This window comes from Allorhodopirellula heiligendammensis, from assembly GCF_007860105.1.
GTDB lineage: Bacteria > Planctomycetota > Planctomycetia > Pirellulales > Pirellulaceae > Rhodopirellula > Rhodopirellula heiligendammensis.
On sequence record NZ_SJPU01000004.1, the window covers coordinates 247,451 to 271,438 of the forward strand.

At 55.7% G+C, this 23,988-nt stretch carries 19 protein-coding genes and 2 pseudogenes; 9 read left to right on the forward strand and 12 right to left on the reverse strand.

The window, feature by feature from the left end; genetic code table 11:
- The first annotated feature begins 341 nt into the window (after nt 1–341).
- The 3 genes from Poly21_RS24350 (at nt 342) to Poly21_RS24360 (ending at nt 5,577) form a co-directional block, all read left to right on the forward strand.
- A complete protein-coding gene (locus Poly21_RS24350) occupies nt 342–2,126 on the forward strand; it encodes a Mur ligase family protein (protein ID WP_146409668.1) in 1,785 nt (594 codons plus the stop codon).
- 128 nt (nt 2,127–2,254) lie between these two features.
- Entirely contained in the window at nt 2,255–4,423 is a 2,169-nt protein-coding gene (gene pta / locus Poly21_RS24355; protein ID WP_146409669.1) for a phosphate acetyltransferase, read from the forward strand.
- Nucleotides 4,420–5,577, forward strand: coding sequence for an acetate/propionate family kinase (locus Poly21_RS24360; protein WP_146409670.1), 1,158 nt, complete (start codon nt 4,420–4,422; stop codon nt 5,575–5,577). The genes pta and Poly21_RS24360 overlap by 4 nt, the downstream gene beginning before the upstream one ends.
- Nucleotides 5,578–6,260: 683 nt before the next feature.
- Here Poly21_RS24360 and Poly21_RS27895 read toward each other — a convergent pair.
- Nucleotides 6,261–6,677, reverse strand: a complete 417-nt coding sequence (locus Poly21_RS27895; RefSeq protein WP_302120475.1) for an alpha/beta hydrolase — start codon at nt 6,675–6,677, stop codon at nt 6,261–6,263.
- 225 nt (nt 6,678–6,902) lie between these two features.
- Nucleotides 6,903–8,783, reverse strand: a complete 1,881-nt coding sequence (locus Poly21_RS24370; protein ID WP_302120478.1) for an integron integrase — start codon at nt 8,781–8,783, stop codon at nt 6,903–6,905.
- 551 nt (nt 8,784–9,334) lie between these two features.
- Here Poly21_RS24370 and Poly21_RS27900 point away from each other — a divergent pair.
- Both Poly21_RS27900 and Poly21_RS24375 read left to right on the forward strand, forming a co-directional pair.
- Nucleotides 9,335–9,670 (forward strand): hypothetical protein, encoded by a 336-nt coding sequence (locus Poly21_RS27900; RefSeq protein WP_302120480.1) that lies wholly within the window; start codon nt 9,335–9,337, stop codon nt 9,668–9,670.
- Between the two features lie 466 nt (nt 9,671–10,136).
- On the forward strand, nt 10,137–10,583 hold the full coding sequence (locus Poly21_RS24375) for a hypothetical protein (protein WP_146409671.1): 447 nt from the start codon (nt 10,137–10,139) through the stop codon (nt 10,581–10,583).
- A 182-nt stretch (nt 10,584–10,765) separates the two neighbouring features.
- Here the strand turns inward: Poly21_RS24375 and Poly21_RS24380 are convergent.
- The 3 genes and pseudogenes from Poly21_RS24380 to Poly21_RS24390 form a co-directional block, all read right to left on the reverse strand.
- Nucleotides 10,766–10,948: pseudogene (locus Poly21_RS24380) on the reverse strand (transposase family protein); the annotation flags it as partial.
- Between the two features lie 170 nt (nt 10,949–11,118).
- Complete coding sequence (locus tag Poly21_RS24385; protein ID WP_302120481.1) at nt 11,119–13,488, reverse strand: arylsulfatase; 2,370 nt, start codon at nt 13,486–13,488, stop codon at nt 11,119–11,121.
- Between the two features lie 155 nt (nt 13,489–13,643).
- Nucleotides 13,644–15,233 (reverse strand): annotated as a pseudogene (locus Poly21_RS24390) (arylsulfatase).
- Nucleotides 15,234–15,564: 331 nt separating this feature from the next.
- On the opposite strand from Poly21_RS24390, the gene Poly21_RS24395 reads away from it, so the two are divergent.
- The 4 genes from Poly21_RS24395 (at nt 15,565) to Poly21_RS24410 (ending at nt 18,403) form a co-directional block, all read left to right on the forward strand.
- Entirely contained in the window at nt 15,565–16,323 is a 759-nt protein-coding gene (locus tag Poly21_RS24395; protein ID WP_302120484.1) for a transposase, read from the forward strand.
- Nucleotides 16,324–16,331: 8 nt separating this feature from the next.
- The gene (locus Poly21_RS24400) at nt 16,332–17,219 is read left to right on the forward strand and encodes an RNA polymerase sigma factor (protein WP_146409673.1); all 888 of its coding nucleotides are present in this window, start codon (nt 16,332–16,334) and stop codon (nt 17,217–17,219) included.
- Nucleotides 17,220–17,306: 87 nt separating this feature from the next.
- Nucleotides 17,307–18,065 (forward strand): SDR family NAD(P)-dependent oxidoreductase, encoded by a 759-nt coding sequence (locus Poly21_RS24405; protein ID WP_302120486.1) that lies wholly within the window; start codon nt 17,307–17,309, stop codon nt 18,063–18,065.
- Nucleotides 18,066–18,115: 50 nt separating this feature from the next.
- A complete protein-coding gene (locus Poly21_RS24410) occupies nt 18,116–18,403 on the forward strand; it encodes a DUF1330 domain-containing protein (RefSeq protein ID WP_146409674.1) in 288 nt (95 codons plus the stop codon).
- A gap of 111 nt (nt 18,404–18,514) precedes the next feature.
- On the opposite strand, the gene Poly21_RS24415 is transcribed toward Poly21_RS24410, so the two are convergent.
- The 7 genes from Poly21_RS24415 to Poly21_RS24445 all read right to left on the reverse strand — a co-directional run bounded on the left by Poly21_RS24415 (nt 18,515) and on the right by Poly21_RS24445 (nt 23,783).
- Nucleotides 18,515–19,498 carry a zinc-dependent alcohol dehydrogenase family protein gene (locus tag Poly21_RS24415; protein ID WP_146409675.1) on the reverse strand — a complete coding sequence of 328 codons (984 nt, stop codon included), beginning with the start codon at nt 19,496–19,498 and terminating at the stop codon, nt 18,515–18,517.
- A gap of 131 nt (nt 19,499–19,629) precedes the next feature.
- Nucleotides 19,630–20,331: an isochorismatase family protein gene (locus tag Poly21_RS24420; protein WP_146409676.1), complete on the reverse strand. Its 702-nt coding sequence runs from the start codon at nt 20,329–20,331 to the stop codon at nt 19,630–19,632.
- Nucleotides 20,332–20,459: 128 nt separating this feature from the next.
- Nucleotides 20,460–21,206: a helix-turn-helix domain-containing protein gene (locus tag Poly21_RS24425; RefSeq protein WP_302120489.1), complete on the reverse strand. Its 747-nt coding sequence runs from the start codon at nt 21,204–21,206 to the stop codon at nt 20,460–20,462.
- An 817-nt stretch (nt 21,207–22,023) separates the two neighbouring features.
- Complete coding sequence (locus tag Poly21_RS24430) at nt 22,024–22,626, reverse strand: YdeI/OmpD-associated family protein (RefSeq protein WP_302120501.1); 603 nt, start codon at nt 22,624–22,626, stop codon at nt 22,024–22,026.
- A 22-nt stretch (nt 22,627–22,648) separates the two neighbouring features.
- Nucleotides 22,649–23,014 carry a DoxX family protein gene (locus tag Poly21_RS24435; protein ID WP_146409678.1) on the reverse strand — a complete coding sequence of 122 codons (366 nt, stop codon included), beginning with the start codon at nt 23,012–23,014 and terminating at the stop codon, nt 22,649–22,651.
- Complete coding sequence (locus tag Poly21_RS24440; RefSeq protein ID WP_302120491.1) at nt 23,011–23,451, reverse strand: SRPBCC family protein; 441 nt, start codon at nt 23,449–23,451, stop codon at nt 23,011–23,013. Before Poly21_RS24440 ends, Poly21_RS24435 begins: the two co-directional genes overlap by 4 nt.
- Complete coding sequence (locus Poly21_RS24445) at nt 23,448–23,783, reverse strand: ArsR/SmtB family transcription factor (RefSeq protein WP_146409680.1); 336 nt, start codon at nt 23,781–23,783, stop codon at nt 23,448–23,450. The genes Poly21_RS24440 and Poly21_RS24445 overlap by 4 nt, the downstream gene beginning before the upstream one ends.
- Nucleotides 23,784–23,988: the final 205 nt, after the last annotated feature.

Below are 23,988 nucleotides of genomic sequence, written 5' to 3' on the forward strand. Positions count from 1 at the left end.
TTGCGGTGCCCGAATGCACCAAAAACCCATGACAGCAATCGCGTCACTATGGTCACATCTGACGCCGAATACTCTTCCGAATACTGAGCGGCAAACCAAATTAAATTGATTTTCGATCTTGACCGAATGGATCAGATGGGAACAATTGGCATCTAACGCCGAGCGAGTTGGGATGGAATTCCTGAACTGCACTCATTCGGCAAACACGGGAACGGATTTCCTGTGGGGTTTTTCCACTGTCGGGGGCATGTTGGCTGTGAATGAATTTCACAGCTCGGGTGCTAAAACCCGCTTGGGGATAAGCGATTTCGACCATTATGCGTCAGCAAGGAGGCGACGAAATGCATCACTCAATCAATCGTTCGTTCGAGTTTTCCAACATTCGTGAACACTTCGGTTCGGGTGTTTCGAGACGCTCGGTTTCGGTCGCGTCAACCGCTGTAGTTCCCAAAACACTTAGAACGAGTGTCGATCTCCATGATCGAATCTCAGCAGATCTCGATTCAGAATGCGAGACAGCCGAGCCTTCCCAGACCGTGCAGACAGCCACCGCAGGCACGCGGTCGCTCGCCTCATTGCTGCCTAATTCGCGATTCTTTTCCGGTAGGGATGTTCACTTTTGCTCCATCGCCGAGTCGGCCGCAACCTGTGAACCGGGTCAGCTAGTTGTTTATCGCATTGGTCTGGACAGCCCTGAGGAGCTCATCTGCGACGCGTTGGCACATGGTGCGGCGGGGATACTGACCGAGCAGATTTTGCCGGTGCCATTGCCCCAATGCATTGTCGCCGATACCGATCGCGCCTTAGCGGAACTGGCCGCTCAGGACTCGATTGCCGAGAACGGACTCCGCCCAGACCAACGCTTGTTGACGATCGGGATCGTTGGCGAGAACGGTAAAGGGACGACCGCATTGTGTCTGGCGACGATTCTTCGCGACATCCCCTGCCGGGTGGCTTACCAAACCGATCTCGGTCATAGCGACGGAATTACGAAGGAGGTCTCGGAACAGACGAAGCTTACGGGGGCGAGCCTGATGGACCACCTCAGTCAGGCTGCCGATGCCGGTGCAGCGGTATCGATTTTTGAGCTGGATTCCAATGTGCTCCGTCGTGGCGGTTACGATCAGATCGGATTGGATGTGCTAGTGATCACGTCGAATAGTTCGGCGCGCTCCGACTTTGGCCCTTCTGCTGTGCATTGCGCTCTGGAACGGGTTCGCAACGACGGTGTCGTTGTCGTCGGAAACGAAGACCGTCGCAGTAAGCGTGCTATCAGCGAATTGGGGCTGACCACTCTCACCTACGGCGTCAACATCAGTGCCGATGTCTCGTTGCAGACCATCGGTGTCCAAGACGGCGTGTTGACCGGAATGATCCGGCACGAAATGAACTCTGCCATGATGGAGTCCCATCTCGGCCAGGGAGTATTCACTGCGTCCTTAGCTGCCGCTGCTGCTGTCGGCGTCGCGACGAACAACCCATTGGTCCAGATCGCCGAATCTCTGAGCGAATTGCGTGACCTCCCTGGGCGCTGTCAATGCATCGTGTCGGACGACTGGAATGTTTCGCAGGCAAGCCCCAGGATGCTGCTTGACGTCGCGGGTTCGCCGCACCGTATGGAGTTCATCCTCGACTCGCTCAGTGGGCAAAGGCAATCTAGCTCGCCAGACGTGATTTCGATGAATCCTCACGCCCGTGCTCACATCAGCAATCCAGCCAAGGTCTGGTGCGTCCTCTCCATCTCCAGTGGTGATAATGAAGAGACATTAGCTCGTTATGGCCGCCTGCTCGAAACGATGGCCGACCACTGCGTACTGACTTGCGAGCCAAGCTCCAAGGAGCGTTTTTTGAGACTGAGTCACTGCGTGCTCGACGGCGTCGATGATTGTGCAGCCATCCGACTCGTAGCTGATCAGGATCGTGCGATTGCTTGGGCAGCTCACGCAGCCAGTCCCCGCGACACCATCGTCGTACTCGGCGGCGTTGACCGCGCAGCACCGCATACTCAGCGGCAAGATCTGCAGCGCCTACAGGATCTGATGACAGGGTTGCAGCGGCAAGTCGCCGGGACCGTGGCCAAGCCAGTGTCGCAGACGATGTTAAAGGTGTACCAGCCTGAGGGATAAGTGGCAGGACCATCTGACTCAGTTGTCAGAGGCTTGGTGGCACACAGTCGCAAACGCCAATTCGCTACCATGGAACGGCAGCCCCGTTGAGACGTTTCCCTTCCGTCTTTCTTCCGTATGCTGGAACCATGCCTGATAGTCTCTACCTTGCCACCAACGAGAACGCGTCCGGCAAACGGATGGTGGCTCTCGGCGTGATGGAATTGGCGATGCGGCGATTCAGTCGCGTCGTCTTCTTTCGGCCTGTGGTACATGCAAACCCAGCGGACGATCAGAGCATTCGATTGATGCGAACGCGGTATCGGCTCGCTGCGATTCCCGATCAAATGCATGGCGTGACCCGACAAGAGGCGCGCCGGATGCTCGCCGAGGATCGCTATGACGAATTGATTCAAAGGATCCAGCAGCGGTTTAAGCGTTTGCAGGCCTCAGCGGATTTCGCGGTAGTTGAAGGCACGAGCTTCCAGGGCTTGGCAACCGAGATCGAGTTTGAACTCAATGCCGATATTGCCGTCAACCTCGGCTGCGCGATCATGTCTATTTACTCCGCAGCAAATCACAGTGTTGAGGAGAGCGTGCAATCCATTCGGATCGGAAATGACTCGTTGATCGACCATGGAGGGCAACTGCTGGCCACGATCGTCAATCAAGTTCCAGCCGATCAGCGAGCTAAGCTTAGCAGTGCCTACGACGAGGCACGTCTCACCGAGTCAGGCCCGATCTATGTATTGCCCGAAGAGCCTTTGTTGCGGCAGCCAACTGTGCGAGAGATCCAAGCCGGACTCGGCGCACGAGTGCTCGGCGGAGACGAGCACACATTCGACCGCGAAGTCGCGCGGCTGAAAGTCGCCGCCATGCTTTTGCCGGATTTTCTGCAGCGACTCAAGGCGGGGAGCCTCGTTATCACGCCTGGAGACCGAAGCGATATCATTCTCGGTTGCGCTTTAGCGAGTTTGGACGCCTCCACGCCGTCACCGGCTGGCCTCGTTTTAACCGGTGGGATGCTGCCGCCTCCGGTTGTGCTGCGAATGGTCAATCCGACGAGTGGCCTCCCCATTCTGACGACAGATGCGGATACATTCACAACTGCTACTCAAGCATCGAGCATCCGCGCAGAAATTGGCGAGCATTCGCCTCGCAAGATCGAATCAGCGATCGGATTGTTTGAGCGTAACATTGACATCGATGACCTCGCACGTCGTTTGGAAGCGCCCAGTGTGCAGCGCGTCACACCGATGCTATTTGAGCATTCGTTAATTGAGCGTGCGCGCCAAAACCGTGTAAGGATTGTGTTGCCCGAAGGAAGTGACCCTCGGATTTTGCAGGCCGTCGATGTGCTCCGCCGCCGCGACGTGGCGGATATCGTGTTGCTTGGCGACCCTGATCAGATTCGAAGTGCGGCTAGCCAAGTGGGTGTGTCGCTGGATGAGAATGTATCCGACGGAGCAGAGCCCAGCGAGGGCAAACCTGCAGTGGAAATCATCAACCCCGCCCGAAGCCCACTGTTGGCGTCGTTCGCTGAGGAGTATTACCGACTCCGAAAACATAAAGGAGTCACCCGAGACGTCGCTCACGATCGGATGCAGGAAGTCAGCTATTTCGGCACGATGATGGTTCGCCGCGGATTGGCAGGGGGAATGGTGTCCGGCGCCTTGCACACCACGGCGGCGACCATCCGACCTGCGTTCGAATTTATCAAAACTCGGCCCGGCATTGGCTGTGTTAGCAGCGTGTTTTTGATGTGCTTGCGTAACGGCGTCTTGGTGTACGGTGACTGCGCAGTGGTGCCCAACCCAACAGCCGACGAACTGGTCGAGATCGCCAGTTGCAGCGCCGACACGGCAGCTCAATTCGGGATCGAACCCCGTATCGCCATGCTGTCTTACTCGACAGGAGAAAGCGGCCGAGGTGCCGACGTCGATCGCGTTCGATCGGCAACTGCGATGCTGAAACAAGCGCGGCCGGAGCTGCTCGTCGAAGGACCGCTACAGTACGATGCGGCAGTTGATCCCGCTGTCGCAGCGCAAAAACTCCCGGGAAGCAAGGTTGCTGGCCACGCGACTGTATTCATATTTCCGGATCTCAATACCGGCAATAATACCTACAAGGCGGTCCAACGTTCGGCAGGGGCGTTGGCGATCGGCCCCGTCTTACAGGGGCTGCGGCGGCCTGTCAACGATCTTTCACGGGGCTGCACCGTGGCGGACATCGTCAACACGGTCGCGATCACTGCGGTGCAAGCCCAGGCCAGCCATGCAATTGAACTCGACCCTGTGCCGGAGCTCGATGAAGAGTGAATGTATTTGTTTTCAATGTGGGCAGCACAACGCTCAAGTATGCGTGCATCGACGTTGCATCGGGCGACCGACTCTACCAGGGGCTAATCGATCGAATTGGTCAAACCGGTGGGGAAGCACCCGATCATCTGACTGCTGCACACATGGCGTTAGAACACGCTGGATTGCGAAAACCGGCCGATGAATTGCGACTGGATGGCCCGGTGATATCGGCGATAGCCCATCGCATCGTCCAAGGGGGCAGTCAGTTTCACGGGCCAACCCTGGTTGACGCGACGGTGCTATCGAATTTGGCCAAGCTCGATGCACTTGCCCCGCTCCACAACCCGCCGGCGCGGTGCGTCCTCGAGACCGTTGTGGCCATGAAAGTGCCAGTGCCCCAAGTGCTCGTATTCGATACGGCTTACTTCAGCACACTCGAACCGGTTGCCTATCGGTACGCCATTCCGGCCGAGATCTACCACGATCACGGCGTTCGTCGATACGGTTTTCACGGCACTTCACACCGATACGTGACGGACGCTGCCATCACACATCTCAAAGGGACAGCGCCGATGCGGATCATTTCACTACATTTGGGAGGTGGCGCGAGCGCGACGGCGTCAATTGATGGAGTGGCCGTAGACACTTCGATGGGCATGACGCCGCTCGAAGGTCTTGTCATGGCGACGCGCTGTGGAGACATGGACCCTTCGGTGCCGCTGCACCTGATGCGGACCACAGGAATGTCAGTCGATGACGTTGATCACCTACTCAACAAACGCAGCGGCTTGGTCGGGTTGTGCGGTGAACCCGATATGCGTGCGATTTTAGCCCGGATGGACGCAGGAGATGAATCTGCGTCGCTCGCTATCGCCATTTACGTCCGCCGATTGCAGAAAATGATCGGTAGCTACTTCGCAATCCTCGGTGGACTTGATGCACTGATATTTACGGCCGGAGTAGGAGAGCATGCCGCCGAAATCCGACGCCTCGTTACCGAACCTCTACGGCATCTCGGTATCGCCTTGGATCCTGCCCACAATCAATCACCGGAGTTGAGCCAAGGTGTGGCGGATATTAGCCGCGTCGGCGCCCGCGTCCGAACGATGGTCGTAGCAACGGACGAAGAACTCGCGATCGCGAGACAAACCGCGGACATCGTTAGCGTCTGAGAGACCCGAGCACCTGTGCACCGAAACTCACGTAGATCACGCGTGCAGCTGCAGCGCAAACAAAATAGCCACTTACTGAAGATCAATAAGTGGCTTGTTAGTGGAGGCGGGGAGCTTCCGCAACACCAGGCGCAACCCCATCATATTCCAGGACGTACGACGCCAGCAATTTTTAAACCGGCCCCAGGTCTGGCTAATTCTGGCCTCCTAATTGGACCTGTTAGTGATCGCAGGTTTTGGTGTGTTGACACAGCGGCTGGATGCGACACTAAGCGTTCATGACTCAATGGCGGCGAGCGAGTTTGAACTAGCTTTCCTGCTCACCCGCTGGCATAACCTGCCACAGCACATCCGGCAAAGCACCATGACGCTTATTCGGTCGGTTGAAACTCCCGCAGCGAAGTGCGAGGTCCGGTGATTCAGGAGAAGTGACAATCACTCCAAGCCCATGCCCGCGTAGTAACCGCCGCCGCTCCCGGCGTATCCGATTCGGAAATCCAGAGCGTCGAACGTCGGCTCAATGATCCCCTGAAATCGAATCCCCAGGATGCATCGAAGACCAGCAGTTGAACCGGACCCACAATGGTCACGACAAGTTTTGCGCAGTCCCTGCTTTACCGCTTCGGATCTTGCGGCGCTAGTCGCTGCAATACTTTACCTCGTCCCAAACCTTTGCCCACTTTCTACGCTATCGGAACGCTCGTCCGCAGGAAACGCAAATCTTCTCCGACAAGTTGGATTTTTGATGCGACGATCGCATTCTCTGCGACAACGCCAGTCGCGTTCATTGCGGCTTCGCCATCCCCGAGCATCGCAACGAGTCCAGCGTGTCCCGTCGATCCGCCGTATTCTCGATACTCGACAAAAAGAGAGTTCAGCCCCATGTCAGTGAACACGTCCGCCAGGAACGGCACGTAGTCAGCAACGGCTTCACCGTTGCCGTGGAAGTGAATCACCATAAGTGCCTCGATGTCGACGATCCTGTGATAGCACGCCAACTCCGCACCATCAGCATTAACCCGGAAAGGGTCATCAACGTTGCGATCCTGTGGAAACAAGTAGCGACCGCTGATCGCTGGATCGTCCAGTATGCTTCTCATTTTCGCATGTCCTTTTCGCTCGGAGTCAGCTCAGGGACCGCCATGCCTTGTTTGGGAAAACAAAGTTTGGAAGTACAAAAACACCGCATCGCTGGTTGAATATCTATTGGTGGCTTCTGGCTGAATGGGATTATCGGAGATCGCTCTGCCAACAATACGGGTTGAAACCGCTTTGGCAATGGGCACGCCCCGGATCATCATGCGTCCGCGCACGCTAATGATCGATCAGCTCAGTGATAGAAAACCTCCCACTACGACGGAGGCTCGCTGGAATGCCCAGCTTGCCGCGTGACTCCACCACCTCAAACGATTTCGCGGTGGCCCCGCCAATGACGCCGCGCGCGCTGGCTCGGCCTCACTCACGCGTTTCGCCGCCATGTCGCCGGGCCCCGCACTGCGACGCGTCAGCGTGTGACTCTTGGGTGCTGATAGTTCACTGACCAACAAAGTCACCTCGCGAGCATTTCCCGCGTTCTCGCACGTCGCGACATGCTCGGCATTTGCTGGCTCCGCGACCGAGCATTCAGCAACCGAGCGATCGCCACTCGCGTCCGCTTGCACTAAGTCTCTCGCGTCAGCGGCATTGTCAGCGGCAGCGGCAGCGAGGTTCGCCGGAATCGTTTGATGATGCGACGTCATCCGGTCCAGCGGGCTGATTACCTTGACGTCCTCGCGGTTGAGCGAGTGCAAGTAAATCCGCGTCGTCTTGATGTCCGCGTGACCGAGCAACTCCTGGATCGTGCAAATATCGGTTCCCTCACGCAGCAGATGCGTGGCAAAGCTGTGACGAAACACATGCGAACTGATGTGCTTGTGGATCCCCGCCTTCTTGACCGCCGCACGCAAGTTCGCTGGGAACGTATCTTTGTGCAAGTGATGACGTCGCAGCACTCGGGTTCGTGGATCGCGTGACAGGCGGTGGGATGCAAACAAATATTGCCACTTCAATTCTCGTGCAGCAGCGGGATACTTCCGCTCCAGTGCCTTCGGCAAACACACCGACGCCTGGCCTTGTTCGAGATCGTGTTCGTGTAGCACGCGACGAGACTCCATCCACTTCCGGATTTCCGGCACGACGCTCGCTGGCATCGGCACGATCCGGCTCTTGCCGCCCTTGGAAGCGTGCACTTCAATCACCATCCGATCAAAATCGAAATCCTTCATCCTTAGCCGCAACGCCTCACTGATCCGCATCCCGCAACCGTAGAGCAGCTTCGCGATCAACAAATGTACGCCGTGTAAGTGGGCGAAGATCTGCTCAATCTCATCCACGCTCAGTACGGTCGGAATCTGTTTCCCCTTGGTCGAACGAATCGCCTGGACTTCGCCCATTTCGCGTTTCAGGACATGCTGAAACACATACAACAGGGCATAGAACGCCCTATTCTGAGTCGATGGAGCAACGTTCCCATCGACTGCCAGATCGGTCAAATGGGCCTCCACATCGGCCGCGTGAATCTCAGCAAAATCCGCTTGCCTCTTCAGCCCCCGTTCACGCATGAACGCCTTCACATTCGCCACGTACGCTCGCTCGGTCTCAAGCGTGTCCTGCCGCGCACGCACGGCACGACGCAAGTTCTGAAGAATATCCGGTTCGCTGGGGTCGATATGACCGACGACGTCCTCGATCTCGTCGGCCGTGTGCCCACCTGCTTCTCTCAGCCGCGCTTCTTTGATCTTCTCAGCCCGAGTGAGGTCTTCGAGTTTTGTCTGGATGAACTTCAAGTCATCAAACGGAGCGGCCTGGACGTAACGGCGATAGCAAATCAGCGACTGAATGATCTTGAGACGCTTCCAGGCCGGAGTTTTGCGCCGCACGTGGTCGCGGAGGAACGCGATCACATCGTCGGCTGTGAATTCCCAGGTCACCTGGGGCTTGCGACCATGGAAGCGACAGAGCTTCTCGAACCAAATCTTCGCCCACTTGTCACGCTGCTCGTGCCACGTGGTTTCGGACTGACTAACCCGTCCCATGGATTCGTCCCCTGCTATCACCCGACCCGGCAACAAGAAACTCGCCTGAGCCGATCGTACGCAACAGATTCCGTCCCAGTTACCCGCAGCCTCCCAATGAAAGCCACCGCCCTCTTCCACGGCCTTTTCCAATGCGAGCTGTTGGCATTTCCAGGAGCTAACTCCTGCTCCCCGCCGCACCGCATCGCCGCAGCATTACCGAGCTGATTCTTCGCATGTCCTCAAAATAGGTCAATGCTTACGTCTCAAAATTTGTTCAAAATTTTGCTTGACCCTAGAACTCAGCCCCCTCATACTCAGCAGACGCCAACCGGCGATAACATTCCCTCGAACCGGCGATAACACTTCCCGTGTCACCGAGGGAACCGAAGGTCCAACCGGCGATAATACCCCCACGATCTACTTATCGCCGGGTGACTGCACCCACAACCAGCGATAATTACCTCGTTACGAGACCAAGCCGGACTGAAGACGAGTGTGGATGCAAAGCCAAGTGTGCCCTGCGGGGCATGTTCCGACGCACGAGCTGCGATAACCAACGCCTGCCCTGCGGGGCATGGTCCGACGCCTGATCAATTGATGACTGTGACGCAGTGCTCGTTGCGGATCGAAGACGCAGGCAAGCCTGTGGGTACTACGCTAGACTAAACGACTCGTAACAATGCGATGATGACGGAGCGGCGTTGGTAGCCATTCTCGAAGTGGTTGAGTCGCTCGCCGCCGCCCGCATATCGCCGCCGTTACGAGACCAAGCCGGACTGAAGACGAGGGTGGATGAAACGCCAAGTATGCCCTGCGGGGCATCGTCCGACGCCCGAGCCGCGACAACCAACGCCAGCCCTGCGGGGCACGAAGCAGCGCATGCCCTGCGGGGCATCAACCAACGCCTGCCCTGCGGGGCATTAACCAACGCCTGCTCTGCAAGGCATTGTCCGACGCCTGATCAATTGGTGAATGTGACGCAGAGCTCGTGTCGGACCGAAGTCGAGGGCAAGCCCGCAGGTACTACGCTACAATAAACGACTCGTAACAATGCAATGATGACGGAGCGGCGTAGTCGCCGTTGGCTCAGTGGTTGAGTCGCTCGCCGCCGCCCGCATATCGCCGCCGTTACGAGATGAAGCCGTGCTGAAGCCGAGTATGGATGCAAAGCCAAGTGTGCCCTGCGGGGCATCGTCCGACGCCCGAGCAGCGGCAACCAGCGCCAGCCCTGCGGGGCACGAGGCAACACTGCCCTGCGGGGCATCAACCAACGCCTGCTCTGCGAGGCATTGTCCGACGCTTGATCAATTGGTGACTGTGACTTAGTGCTCGTGTCGGATCGAAGCTGCGGGTAAGCCCACGGGTACTACGCTACACTAAACGACTCGTAACAATGCAATGATGACGGAGCGGCGTTGGTCGCCGTTGGCTCAGTGGTTGAGTCGCTCGCCGCCGCCCGCATATTGCTGGCGTTATCCGACTGAAATCCATCCGGCTTGAATTGTGATTCCAACCGTTCGCAAAGACAAGCTTCCGCGATCACTCGCGTATCCAACTGGCGCACAAGCCATTACCGACGCTTTGCAATCTGCACCGAAGCTTGATGATATCGAACTCTGGTTCACGCGGAACGACTACGGCGACGCATCCGTAGACGGTCGCTACATCTCCATCTCGGGACGCTACCGAATGATAAATCACGGAATGTCCGCCGCCCAATACCTCGTTGACTCGGAGTTCTATGGACCAACATGGGACATATTGGTTTACGCGACACCGCGCGAGTTTAACGCTCGAATCCGCGACGCATTACGCAGCCATGGTTTCGATCTGATACGGGAATGGTTCGCTGAGATTCGCTCTGATCTGTGGCTTTCATCATCGCATCGCTGTACACTCTGGTTCTGCCCTGAACAAAACTTACTTTTGCCCGTAAAGTCCGACAATTGACGGCGGATAACTATCCCGATGCACGGGAGCGGGCCAGTGACCGGATTGGCCGTTAGAGACTTTTTCACCGCCCGCCCCGTGATCGGCGGCGTTACGAGACCAAGCCGGACTGAAGACGAGGGTGGATGAAACGCCAAGTATGCCCTGCGGGGCATCGTCCGGCGCCTGAGCCGTGACAACCATCGCCTGCCCTGCGGGGCACGAGTCAGTACACCAAACCTAGCGATCGCTACAAAGTCATCTGCCCCAGCAATGACTCCGCAAATCATCATAAACAACACATTGACCAAAGGATAAATTGGTTCTCCTCGACGCGGATCGGTAACATATCCAAGTTGATCCACCAGCGAAGCGGAGCGTTCCATCAAAAAATTCCATGGCGAGTGGATTCGTCTAGCTGCTGCGATTCAACAGCTCAAATTCGAACCTTCACTCAGTGTCCCATATTGCCTACTGTGGCGCAATCGCCCTGGGAGTCTGCATGGTATTTATCTATGGGAATAAAACGAGAAGTGTTTCGACATGGACAAGTCGACTAATTCAGCTCAACCTTGAAACTGTTGATGATGCCATTGAAAGCGAACGGTCGTTGGTCGTAGTAGTCCCATGAGACGGTAGACCCGAGATCAACTCCGACGTCGAACGTTTCGCTGGCGGAAAATGCGACTGGAACCGTACGAGTCAGTTTCGCTTCACCTACCTCATTGCCATCGACGATCAGAGTCGCCGTACCACCCTTGCCCATACCGTCGATGGAAGTCTTGATCTCGATCTTATGCTTGCCAACGCTCAGCGGGTCGTCACTATGAGCTTCGTACTGTTCGATAATGAACATGTTGTAGAGATAGTGGAGGTGACCGTCAGCGAGATAAACCGTTAATCCGCCTCCCGACCCGCCAAGAGCGTACAGAACGCCGTTTGCTTTCTCAGGCACTTCAAGATCGATGGTCACCGTATTGCTTTGACGGCCTACCCCCGGTGCGGCGAACTCGGGCATGCGTCGCGTGTTCGCAGTGAAGTTCCAATTCGTGTACGACGTCTTGACGCGATCCTCTGGGTGAAGACGCAGCCAAAGTCCTGCGCCAATCGGAAAATCTTGATTGTCCCTTGCAAGCTCCAAAAAACTCTTCTTCATCGCATCGAGTTTGTCGGCATTCTGCTCGGCGAGATTATTAGATTCGGAGAAGTCTTCGGTGATTTTGTAGAGCTCCCATTCGTCTGACGCCGAATCCCAGTTGGCAATTCGAGGAACCGACGCAGGAGTATTCCATGGAATGAACGGACCGAATGCGCAGGCAATCCATCCGTCTTGGTAGATTGCGCGGCTGCCATTGTTGTCGAAAAACTGCACCTCCTTCTTCGTTTTTGCCTCGCCGTCAGCGAATGTATAGGCGAGACTCGTTCCGTCGATCTTGATCTGTGCTTGCCCGTTTACGATCTGCGGTGAGGTTATGCCTAGTATCTCGTAGATGGTGGGTGCGATGTCGACCACGTGGTGAAACTGGTCGCGAATTTTGTCGTCGGATTTGATTCCGTCAGGCCACGAGACAACCATCGGATTGCGCGTGCCACCAAAATGAGAAGCAACTAGCTTGGTAGCTTTGAATGGAGTGCTACCCGCCCAGGCCCATCCGGAGTGATAGATGTTATCAGTTTTAGGCGATCCCAAAGCGTCAAGTCCGCCGATCTTATCGAGCGCTGCAATTTGTTGTTCGACAGTGTTAGGAATGTTGTTCTGCGCTAGCAATTCGCTGATCGATCCTTGCTGTCCTTCCGCGCTGGATCCATTGTCACCCCAGATGTAGAAGATCAACGTATTATCTCGCAGTCCACGTTCCTCCAGTCCGGCAACCAGACGGCCCACCTGTGCGTCGGTGTGTTCAGCGAAGCCCGCGAAGATTTCCATTCCGCGACGTTGAAACGCGAGTTGGTCTTCGGGAATATCTTTCCACGCAGTCATTGTTTGATCGCGCGGCGTAAGTTTTGTCCCCGGAGGAATGATTCCCATTTCGAGCTGGCGTTTGTGGACCCCCTCGCGATAAGCGTCCCAGCCGTCGTCGAATTTGCCTTTGTACTTATCAGCCCACTCCGGAAAAATGTGATGCGGGCCGTGGACTCCGCCTGATGCCCAGTACATCAAGAAGGGCTTGTCCGGTGCAAACGCTTGTTGATCATCGACCCAAGCCAGTGCTTTGTTTGTCAGGTCTTCGGTGAGATGATAGCGATCGTCTCTGGGCGGTTCGACGGCGTCATAGTTTTCGACCAACCGAGGCTCCCACTGCGATGTCTCGCCGGCCAAAAACCCATAAAAGTATTCGAAGCCATACCCGTTGGGCCAACGATCTTTGGGACCGATCGCCGTCGTTTCTGTCGCGGGCGTATTATGCCATTTTCCAAATGCAGAAGTGTGATAGCCGTACTGCTTTAACACTTCCGCGAACGTTGCAGCGTCCTTGGAGATGACACCCGTGTAGCCATCGAAGGCAACGGCTCGCTCGGCGATGGTTCCCGAAGACACTCGCGTGTGATTGCGGCCCGTCAGCAAAGACGCTCGAGTGGGTGAACAGATCGAAGTGGTGTGAAAGCAGTTGTAACGTAGTCCTTCGTCGGCCAGTTTCGACATCGTCGGCGTGTGGACCTCACCACCGAAAGTCTCCGAGATGCCAAAGCCAACGTCATCGACGAGAATGACTAGAATGTTAGGTGCGTCCTTCGGTAGTCGTTGCGCGGGCTCGGGCCATTGCATTTTTGAATCTTGCAGCCGAGGTTTCGTTACGCTTTCCATTTCTTGCGGCGGAAACGGAAGAACGGATCCGTCGTCCGGAGGCGACTGCGAGAAAAGCAGTTTCGGTTGAATTGCTGCGAGTAAACTCAGCGTGCAGGCGAAGAGTAGAATTCTCATCATTTCAGTTTGCTGATACTTATGTTTGGTCGTTATTAACAAACGGCAAGTCGGTAACCGTTGCTGGAAATTCCACTCGGCGGTGATTGCCGATCATCTCAGTCTGGCGAACAAGGCATGACGATCGATTCGCAAGAAATAAAATTCGACTTGGAGACTCAGAGTCCAACCCGTTTAGGAGGGTACTTCTTGAACGTTGCACCGTGCGACTTCAACTTCCCAAGAACGCTGGCCAACCAAGGGTCTAAGCGATGGCCGACTGGCATTTCTTCTTTCGGGTCCAGGTGCAAGTTGAAAAACCATGGTGAGAGCCCGACGTCGTGAACTAGCGACAGGTCGATGTGCATGTGTGTCGATTGTGGAAGAACGACCTTGAGATGGGCCTTGTATTCCTTCATTCGAATCGCCATCAATTCCGCGCCCCACCAGAAGTAGGCTGCCTCGCGATTCGAGACTCCGTCGTCATGAAGCAGAAAAGATGTTTGATCGACGAAATCGTAGTATCGATCGTTTGGAAGTTTGTCCGTCGAGACCTCGGCCAATGTAAGCGCAGTGCCAAAGAGATCCATCAAGTCGAATCCTTAATTGCTGGCTCGTCCTGCCTTGATGGTTCCTTTCCAATAGGCAATACCGGGCACGCGGACACCTCCCTCAAACGTGGTTCCTTTCGCGCCGCGGAACGGCGTGTAACCGCCATCAGGCCATGCGTCCATCTGCGGTCCATTGTCTGATGTAAAGAAGACGAGAGTGTTTTCCAATACCCCGGCTGATTCTAGCGCTTTGACGATGTTGCCAACGTGCAAATCGACTTCAGCGACACCTTCCTTATACGGATATTTACTTTCACTTAGCGAACCGAGGTCTGGATTTTGAAAGTTGTCCGCATGCACTTTCATGAAGCAGTGCTCAATGAAGAACGGTTTGTCTTCGTTTGTCAGTTGTCTGATCTGCTCGATGGTGAAATCGGCCAAAACCTTGTCAGCTCTGCCCATGTCCTCGATCGACTTGATCTGGGCTAGTCGTTTGGTTTCACCATCTTTAAAACCGTGTGTTAGATGGTCGTCGGGGCCGACTCCTTCAAAAGCAGCAAGTCGTTGCGGATCTAGAACTAGCCCGGGAAATCGTCGTGAGTCGATACGCTGTGAAATCTCTTTTTGGGCCGGGTAGTAGCCGTAGAACTCATCGAACCCAACATCATGCGGTCGCATTCCCTCATCTTCGCCGACGTGCCATTTTCCAGTCAGCAACGTGAAGTAGCCGGCCTCGCTCAGCAAATTCGCGAGCGATACTTCATCTTCCCACGGATTCGTTGTGACTTTGTCACCTGCCAGTATTGGACGAGTAAGGCCCGTTCGCATGGGCAGCCGCCCCGTGAGAATCGCAGATCGCGTCGGCGTGCAGGTCTGCTGCGCGTAGCAGGAGGTGAGTTTCAATCCCTCTGCGGCCAAGCGGTCGATGTTTGGAGTCGCGGCACCAGTAACTGCACCCCCGCCATAACAGCCGGGATCACCGTAGCCCATGTCGTCCACGATCAACCAGACGATGTTGGGGCGCTTACCAAACTTCTTTTTCAGCTCATTCAGATGTTTTTTAACCGCCGCTTCCTGCTCGTCATGCGGAATCGATGGTTCAAAGTTCTCAGCGACGCGTACCGATCGATCGAACTTGGGTGAATCTTGGCAAAATCCGCTGCTCGCAACCAACGGCACGAATGACAGTGTGAACCAAGACAAAAAGAAACGATTCATACCAGTGCCTTATTTCAAATCTCGATGGAAGCTGAATTGCCGAGGGGAACAATTTCATTGCATGCCAGAGGTGGTGGTCAAGTTACCAGTCTATGCCTTACTTGAGCAAGAGTGGTGTCGCACCGTGTGCGAACGCACCGTCCGACTTTGTGGAATCGTCGATGAGATGCCTGTATCATGTCAGATTGCTTCCGAATCACCAAGAAAATAGGCTCATCCGCCGGAAGCGTGCGCCGGGTTTGAAGTCGCGGAAGTTACGACGGATGGATAAAAAAGTGTGGACATGCCATCCTTCAAAGAGAATTCTCACATCTTCTTTGCAGGAACGTACATGTCCACCTCCTTGTTGTATCACTCTTTCGGCATTCGTGGCTACCGGCAGACTCGAATCGAGCCCACCGGAGGCGTTATACGGTTCCATGTCCAGCCAAGCGAAAAGGCGATTTGCTGTCCATCGTGCGATAGCCGGAACGTGATCCGTCGAGGGCTCGGGCAACGAGAATTTCGAGCTTCTCCGATCGGCCTAGAACGGACCGTAGTCGTCGCCTCCTTGCCTCGCGTGCAGTGCCATGATTGCGGGGCCGTTCGCCAAATCCAAATTGACTTTGCCGACGCCCGCCGAAGCTACACCAAGGGCTGGGGGAAATACGCTTTGCAGTTAACTCGAAGCATGACGATAAAGGACGTTGCTGATCTGCTTGGCGTTACCTGGGATGTGATCAAAGAAATCAAAAAGACGGACCTCCAGCGGCGATTTGCCAATCCTTCCCTGAAAGACGTACGGCGAATCGCCATCGATGAGATCTGCATTGGCAAAGGTCACCGCTACGTGACGCTAGTGATGGACCTGGACAGCGGTGCGATTATCTTCGTGGGGGAAGGCAAATCGGCCGGTTCGCTGGTACCTTTTTGGAAACGACTGGGCCGTTGGCGGCATCGCATCGAAGCAGTTGCGATGGACATGTCCAGCGCCTACATCCTTGCGGTGCGTGGGAAGCCACTTCATTCTGTCACAGTCGTCGCCGGAATGCGTCCAAGTCGAAGGCGCGAGTTATGTTCGCGTAGAATGGCTTCTGTTCGAGACCGTTGAGGACTTCGATGTACAACCCTTTCTCTGAAGACGCGGCGATTGGTGATCCTGAGGATGCCCAATTGGTTTTCCAAGCCAATGACGGTGATCGTTCGGCCCTTGAGAAGCTGATTCTGCGGCATCAGGCATGGATCTACAACATCGCCGTCCGCATGGTATTTGAGCCTCATGACGCGGAGGAGGTAACGCAGGAAGTGCTGATCAAAGTCGTGACTCGACTCAGCACGTTTCGTGGCGACAGCCAATTTCGCACGTGGCTCTACCGCATCACGACGAACCACGTTTTGAGCATGAAACGTCGCGGCGGTGAGAAGGCAACTTTAACGTTCTCCACCTATGCCGACGCGATCAACGGGACTCCGGATCTCGATCTGCCCGATCCCAATAGCGTGCCGGTGGAAGTGCCGCTGTTGGTTGAAGAAACCAAAGTAGCCTGCACGACGGGAATGCTGCTGTGCCTGGAACGGCGGCAGCGATTGATCTTCACGCTGGGCGAAATCATCGGCGTGAGCGACACCGTCGGCAGCGAAGTCATGGAAATGACGACTGCCAACTTCCGGCAGTGTCTCTCCCGCGCACGCCGTGATCTGCACCAGTTCATGAATCAGCAATGCGGTCTGGTCAACGCAAACAATCCCTGTCGTTGTCCCCGGAAGACAAGGGGATTCATCGACGCAGGGCACGTAGATCCCAACAACCTGCTTTTTGCGACGAGCCACCTTCAGCGGATTGGCGACGTCGCGCAGGGAATGGCTCGCAAGATCGACAATGTCGCCGATCGATCCTTTACCGCGATCTACCGAGATCACCCGTTTCTTGAACCTGCGGAGCAAGCCCGGCGCCTGCGGCGATTTCTCGATCTGCCAGAAGTTCGCGCGACGCTGGACTTGGATTGAAAACTTTTTTCACCGAACTGTCACAGTCGTTTACGTGGCGCGTCTATGCCATTGAGAGACAACTTCTTTCTGGTTTAGAGGACGCAAATGATGTTGAAACTGAAGAACCGAGTCGCTGTGGTGACCGGTGGGTCGAAGGGGATCGGGGCCGCCATCGCCAAGGAACTGTCAGCCGCCGGAGCGGTTGTCGCCGTCAACTATCACCGGGACAAAACCGGTGCGAACGCTGTGACTGAGAAGATCGAGGAATCCGGCGGTCAGGCCATTTCGATCCAGGGTGACGTGTCAAATTCCGACGACTTGCGTCGAATGCTGGCAGAAGTCACCGACGCCTGCGGGTCGCTCGATATCGTGGTGAACAACGCCGGCGTCTATCAGCCAATGAACCTTGAGGAAGTCACCGAGTACGAATTTCATCGTGAGTTCAACACCAATGTGCTTGGCCCGTTGATGGTGATTCAGGAATCGTTGCCTCGCTTCGGTGAAAACGGCGGCAGCATTATCAACATCGGTTCCGGTGCATCGAAAATGTGCCCGCCCGGCTATTCGATATACGCCGCGAGCAAAAGTGCTCTCGATGCGATTACCAGAGTGCTCGCGAAGGAACTGGCCCCTCGTGGCATCCGAGTCAACTCGGTCAATCCTGGTGCGACGCTAAGCGAAGGGACGAAATCGGCCGGGTTATATGGAACGGGCAGTGACTTCGAACAGCAACTGGTAGCCAGGACCCCGCTCGGCCGCATCGGAACACCACCGGACATCGCCAAAGTCGTTGCCTTCCTCGCGTCCGACGATGCGTGCTGGTTGACCGGCGAAGTGATCCTTGCATCCGGCGGACTGCGATAAACGGCACCGATAACTTATCACCCATCAGCAACAATCAACGAGGAGAGACCATGTCCGCCTACATCGTATTCATTCGTGAAAAGACGCTCGACAAGTCGGAGTTGGAGACGTATTGGCAGAAAGCACCTGTAGCCATGGAGGGGCATCCAGTTAAGCCTTTGGCCGCGTATGGTTCTTATGTAACGTTGGAGGGACCAGACGTCGAAGGCGTCGTCATCGCAGAGTTTCCGACGATGGAGGAGGCCCGCGTTTGGTACGACAGCCCTGCCTACCAAGAAGCCGCTCAGCACCGTTTCCGTGGCGCAGTCTACCGCGGCCTCATAGTGGAGGGGATTTGACTCGGAGCCTCCGCGAAATGCATGAGAAGTTGCGTTCGTAATACCCTACTGAACAGGTCGATCGTTTCAGCTCGGCTCCGAATATGTCACCGTGAACGCCTTCTCTCTTTGTTACTCCATGGATTGGCGAATCCGATCGTCGATTGCAATCGCAATCTTTCCTTGCACACCGTTGTTGGAACTCTCAAGGCGCGCATGTGCGAGCGGAATGTCGGCGAGCGGATAGACCGCGCCCACGTGTGGCTTCAGCTGACCGCGCTCGATCAATGCACTCAACTCTTCAAGCTTGCCCCGATTTTGTCTTGTGAAAACGAAGTGATAACTCGCGTTCTTGCCCCAGGCTTGAATGACGTTTTGTGGCAGCGCCGTGTCCACGATCGTGACAACGCGGCCAAGTTGAGCCAGCGCGTCGGGGCTGCGTGACAAAGCGTCGCCGCCGATGGTATCAAACACAACATCGACTCCTCGGCCACTCGTTTCCCGCATGATGCAATCGACATAGTTCTCCTTTTGATAGTCGATGATGACATCAGCCCCCATCCTTCGTGCGAACTCGGCATTTGCTTCACGCACGGTCGTAAACACCTTCGCTCCGAGCGCTTTCGCGAGCTGGATCGCCACATGACCGACTCCTCCTGCGCCGCCGTGTACCAGGATGCTTTCGCCGACTCTTAGCACCGCACGCACGATCAGTGCTTCCCACGCCGTTCCGCCAACCAAGGACAGGCTTGCCGCTTCAAGATGGCTCAACGAGGCAGGTTTCTTTCCAATGATACTTTCGGCGGCAACGTGGTACTCGGCATAGCTTCCGGACCCGTTGAATATTTGTGGGGTGTACCAGACTTCGTCCCCAGGAGAGAAGGTCGTCACACCCGCGCCGACTGCTTCGACTACGCCAGACACGTCGTGTCCTGTAATGGCCGGCAGTTGCACCAGGTCCTGATAATCGCCGCGTCGAACCTGGTAATCCAACGGGTTGATGGAGGTTGCATGGACCCGGACCATGACTTGCCCCGCATGCGGAACGGGCTTGGGGACGTCACAAAGCTCGAACGATTCCGGGCCCCCAAATGAATTGAGTATGATCGCTTTCATCACGATGCTCTTTTCTGTGTAACGATAAACAAACTAGCTGGGCAACCAGGGCCGCAAAGCAACGATGGACTTCAAAAGCGAACCTGCCCCGCCGATCAGGTGCATGGGCCAGGTTCGGCGTCATCGCTAGCTCAGCGAGCGTGGATCACTTCTTCGCCCGCGCCGGCCTCGAACTTATCAAGCTCGGTTTCGTGCCCGTCGCGTTGCACGCTTTGTGCCTTGTCGTAGCTCTCCATCAGCGCCCGGTAGTGCGGCACGAGGTCGACCATGACTGCCGCGAAGTCCCTCGCATCGGGGCGGTTCCAGGTGCTCATCAGTTCGCCTAGTACCGCGAACGTGTCGATCGGTATCGCTCCAGCCTGCGCGATGCGGGCGAGCGTCGAGTCGGTGGCCATTTGGGAGTGGTTGCCCGAAGCGTCGATGATGCAGAAGACCTTGTACCCTGCGGCGACAGCGCTGATTGCGGGAAACGCCATGCAGACGCTCGTCAGCGTACCGGCAATGAGCAGCGTCTTGCGACCCGTGTTCTCGATGGCTTCAACCCACGGTAGGTTGTCCCAGGCGTTGACTTGGCCCGTCCGCGGGATGTACACCGCCTCCGGGTTCTGCTCGTGGATTTCGGGAATCAGCGGGCCATTCGGTCCGTCGGGAACCGACGCTGTCGTGAAGGTCGGAACCTTGGCGAGACGGGCCACTTTCGCTAAGGCAATAACGTTGGACCGCAGGACGGGAAGTTCGATGTCCTTGACCAGTTGAAACAGCCCGCTCTGGTGGTCGATGAGCAGCATCACCGTATCGTCCGGGTCGATCATCCACTGATTAACTTGGGTCATAATTTGCTCCTGAAGAATGAGGACTCTGTTCTGAACCGCGACTCCGCGATGTCTGAAAAACAGAATAGATGGCAGCAGCAGGAGAGTATCGGAGGTTCTTGCTGACTCTTTGGCGATTCTTGCCGTCTTCAGGCGAATCGCTTGGGGGTGACGCCAACGACCCGTTTGAAATGTCGGGTAAGTTGGCTTTGGTCGCTGAAGCCTACCTCGATGGCGATCTGAACAAGCGAGAGCTGCCCTGCGGTGATGAGTCGCTTGGCGCGCTCGACGCGCTGATGGATGACGAACTGATACGGCGGCAGGCCAGTCGTCTGCTTGAACAGTCGAGCGAAGTGGAATTCGCTCAGGTGGGCGACACCGGCAAGGTCGGCCAGGGCGATGTTCTGGTCCAGATGGGCGTGGACGTACTCCTCGATCGCCCGCAAGGCATGTCGCGGCAGACGGCCGCCTGCCCCGCGGATGCCCTCACCCGAACCCTGCCTGTTGGAGATTTGTCGAATCAGTTGGACGACCAGCACATTCGCCAGCGACTCAGCACACAGACGCCCGCCCTGACCGCCGGTAACCAGCTCGTGGCGAAGCGCCGTGAGGGTCTTGACTACCTCCGGGCTCGATTGGTCGTAGTAGCGTACTGGAAACTGAATGCGGGCCGGGTCAAGATCGAACGCCTCTTCCGCTACTTTGGAGATCAAAGCCGGGGACAACTGATAATGGGTCGAGTCGGTTAAGTCGCCTGTGTTACGCCACCGCCATCGGCTCTCGATCCCGGGCGGCAAAAGATTCACGGCGTGGGGCAAGCCGTCCCCGGTGTACCGCTCATTATCGCAACAGTGATCAGTACGCTCCGGAAAGATCTCGCCCGTGAGGACGAGCATCAGACATTCGAGAGGCGGGTGAACGAAGTCACTCGCAGGCTGCCGTGTGTTGTATTCAACTCGTAGACCATTCCAGCCGTGCGTCGCGCTCGAATGCCGGAACCCATACGGAATGTGCCTCAGCCGATCATCGGGGGTGAGCGGACGCAAGGATTTCGGTGGTTGGATTGTCCGCGTCATCATGCGACCTGCTGATCAATGCCTCCATCTCCGTCCGCCAATGCTAGGCGACAGGGGGTGCGGAGGAATCTCTGAACTCCGACAAGCGGCGCGGCCTGCCTCAGTATCACTGCAACACATTGTTCGGCATTACCGGCCGCCTTAATCGTAATGCTTTCGGGGCCCACTGCATAGCAACCGGATTGGAACCCGACCGGTAAAACAGAGGACAGGACTTGAACATCGCATCGCCTAGCCGCGAAAGGATTAACGTTGACTCATGTGGAATCGCTACTAATAACAGCTTGCTTGTTGGACTCGATGGTCACTTCTTAAACCTTGCGTGGGCGCTGTGAATTGCCGTTGGACCGATTGGCGAAAAGGCGGGTCTCTGGCGAAATCAGAGCCGGTTCCATTGGAGTTTCTTTCAGCTTCAAAGCACGGGTAGTTTCGCTCGCAAAGGTGTCTGACAACATTTCAACGGTTGCGCCGAATCCATCCCGGCAAGGATATTCCGAGAGTGCTGATCAGGACGGTGCTTGACCAAGCCCCATTTCACCTCTCGTCAATGACTCAGCTTAAAGTTCCCGTCATCCTGACTTCGAATATCCCCACAATCGGCGTTGGATGTTCTGGACTTTCTCGCTGAAGTCATGGCTCACCGATCCAATGCTCCCTTTCCAGCAAGTATCTTATCTCGAAATTTTGCAATTCGGGACCTTCTGGTTTCGGCCTTTTTGGCTGAATTGAGATTGATCACGTAGCTTTTTTGTCTGCCTGGAGTCAGCGCATGGAACGCCTCGGCAAGCAGCGAGTCGGCTTCCAATGCATCGACAAGCTCATCCGGTAACTCGAGTGTGTTCTGCTCTTTAGGCGGCTTGATTCCTGCCTCTGCATACCCTTTTGCCTCGTCTAAATAGGAATGGATTGTCGACCTCATTAACGGCACTTGAGCATTGTTCGTAAACCGGATCATGTCAGGGTACCGGGTATTGGGCCCTTGCTTTTCCAGAACACTTTTGGGGTCTTTCATTAGAGCCGCGTTGAAAAAGCTCAGGCGAAATTCGCTGCGCAAGGCGCCGAGAATCACGATGTTGCGACTGGCGTGCATATAGCATGGATGCGCCCATTTGAGCGTTTCCACCAAACCAGACTCACGGCAAATGTGCCGAAGTTCATTGAGCCCCTGGCTCCATTGCCGCGTCGAACAATCGGGAGTGGCAAAGCGATTGCAGCGTCCACACCCTTTCTCAAAATACATCTCGATGTCGGTAATCACCTCTTCACCCCACCAATACCAAACGACCGTATGCGATGAATCCGCAAATCACAGCGACCACGATCCAATAAATCATTGGACCAAATGTCGAGTCACCGGAGGAGTAATGAAGGGCCGTGAATATCAACATTTCTACTGCGATGCAAATTGCCGCAACCGGAGCTAAGATAGCGAAAGGCTTGTAGAACAGTGGAATGACCAAAGCAATACTTACGAGGATTTCAATGCCTCCCATCGCTAGCCACATTCCGTTCGGAATAGCTTTAAGCGATGGCATTGTCTTTTCAACTGAATTTGAAAACTTCCAAACTGCCCCCATTAAGGTATGGAGCGCCATGAGGATTTGAAGAATCCATAGAAAGATGTTCATGTAGCTTCCCCTTTGCTGTCCAGTATTATTTCGGTGAGCTTGTTGAGCATTTCTGACCATCCATGCTTCGCTCCCTGAAGAGCTTGTTTGCCAAACGGTTCTGCAACATTAAATCCGGAATGCTCAAAGACCAGCCGCGTGCCGCCCCCTTCCCGCTCAAGCTTGAAACTGACCTGCGTCCCGACAAGTGCCCCCCCTTCCCAAGAAAACACGAGCCGATTTGGCTCGTCACACTGGAGCACTTCACAATGCACGCACAACCCTTCAAATCCAACCTCGGGTTTGGGCGGCACTTCGAATGTGAACTGATGCCCGACTCGTGGCTCAAAATCATTTGGGTATAACCACTCGCTCAGTGCAGCACTGCTGGCGAGTGATTTCCAAACCGCTTCTGGCGGCTTCGGAAACAGAATCTCACGGTGGATGGTTTGGCTCACTTTTCGTCTCCTTTCATCACATGCTCTTGTAGTCGCTGAAGATGCTTGTCCCAGAACTGTTCGTAGTGCGCAATCCAGTCCCGCACGGGGGCTAGCCGATCAGGAGCCAACCGGTACCGACGCTCTCGGCCGTGTCGTTGCTCCGTAACAAGTCCAGCGTTTAAGAGCACGCGAAGATGCTGGGAAACCGCAGGCCGACTCATCTCGAACTGTTCGGCAATCGCATTCACCGGGCGTTCGGCCTCAATGAGTGCGTCCAGCATTTGGCGACGTGCCGGATGGCTGATGGCGGCAAAAACATCGGTATCGGCAGTTTTGATCGTCGCAGGCATACCCTTAGAATACGTAAGTGCATGCTTACCTGTCAAGAACTGCGATGCACAAATAAGTGTGAAGCCGATGCAATTGTCATCGCCGCTAAGATGCCCGGTTGGCGACGAGGAGCAGCGGAGTGGGCAAACGTCAGTTTTTACCTTGTGCTGCGACGCCGACCAATAACGGCCCACGTTTCCTGCCAGGGCATACGCCATATTCAAG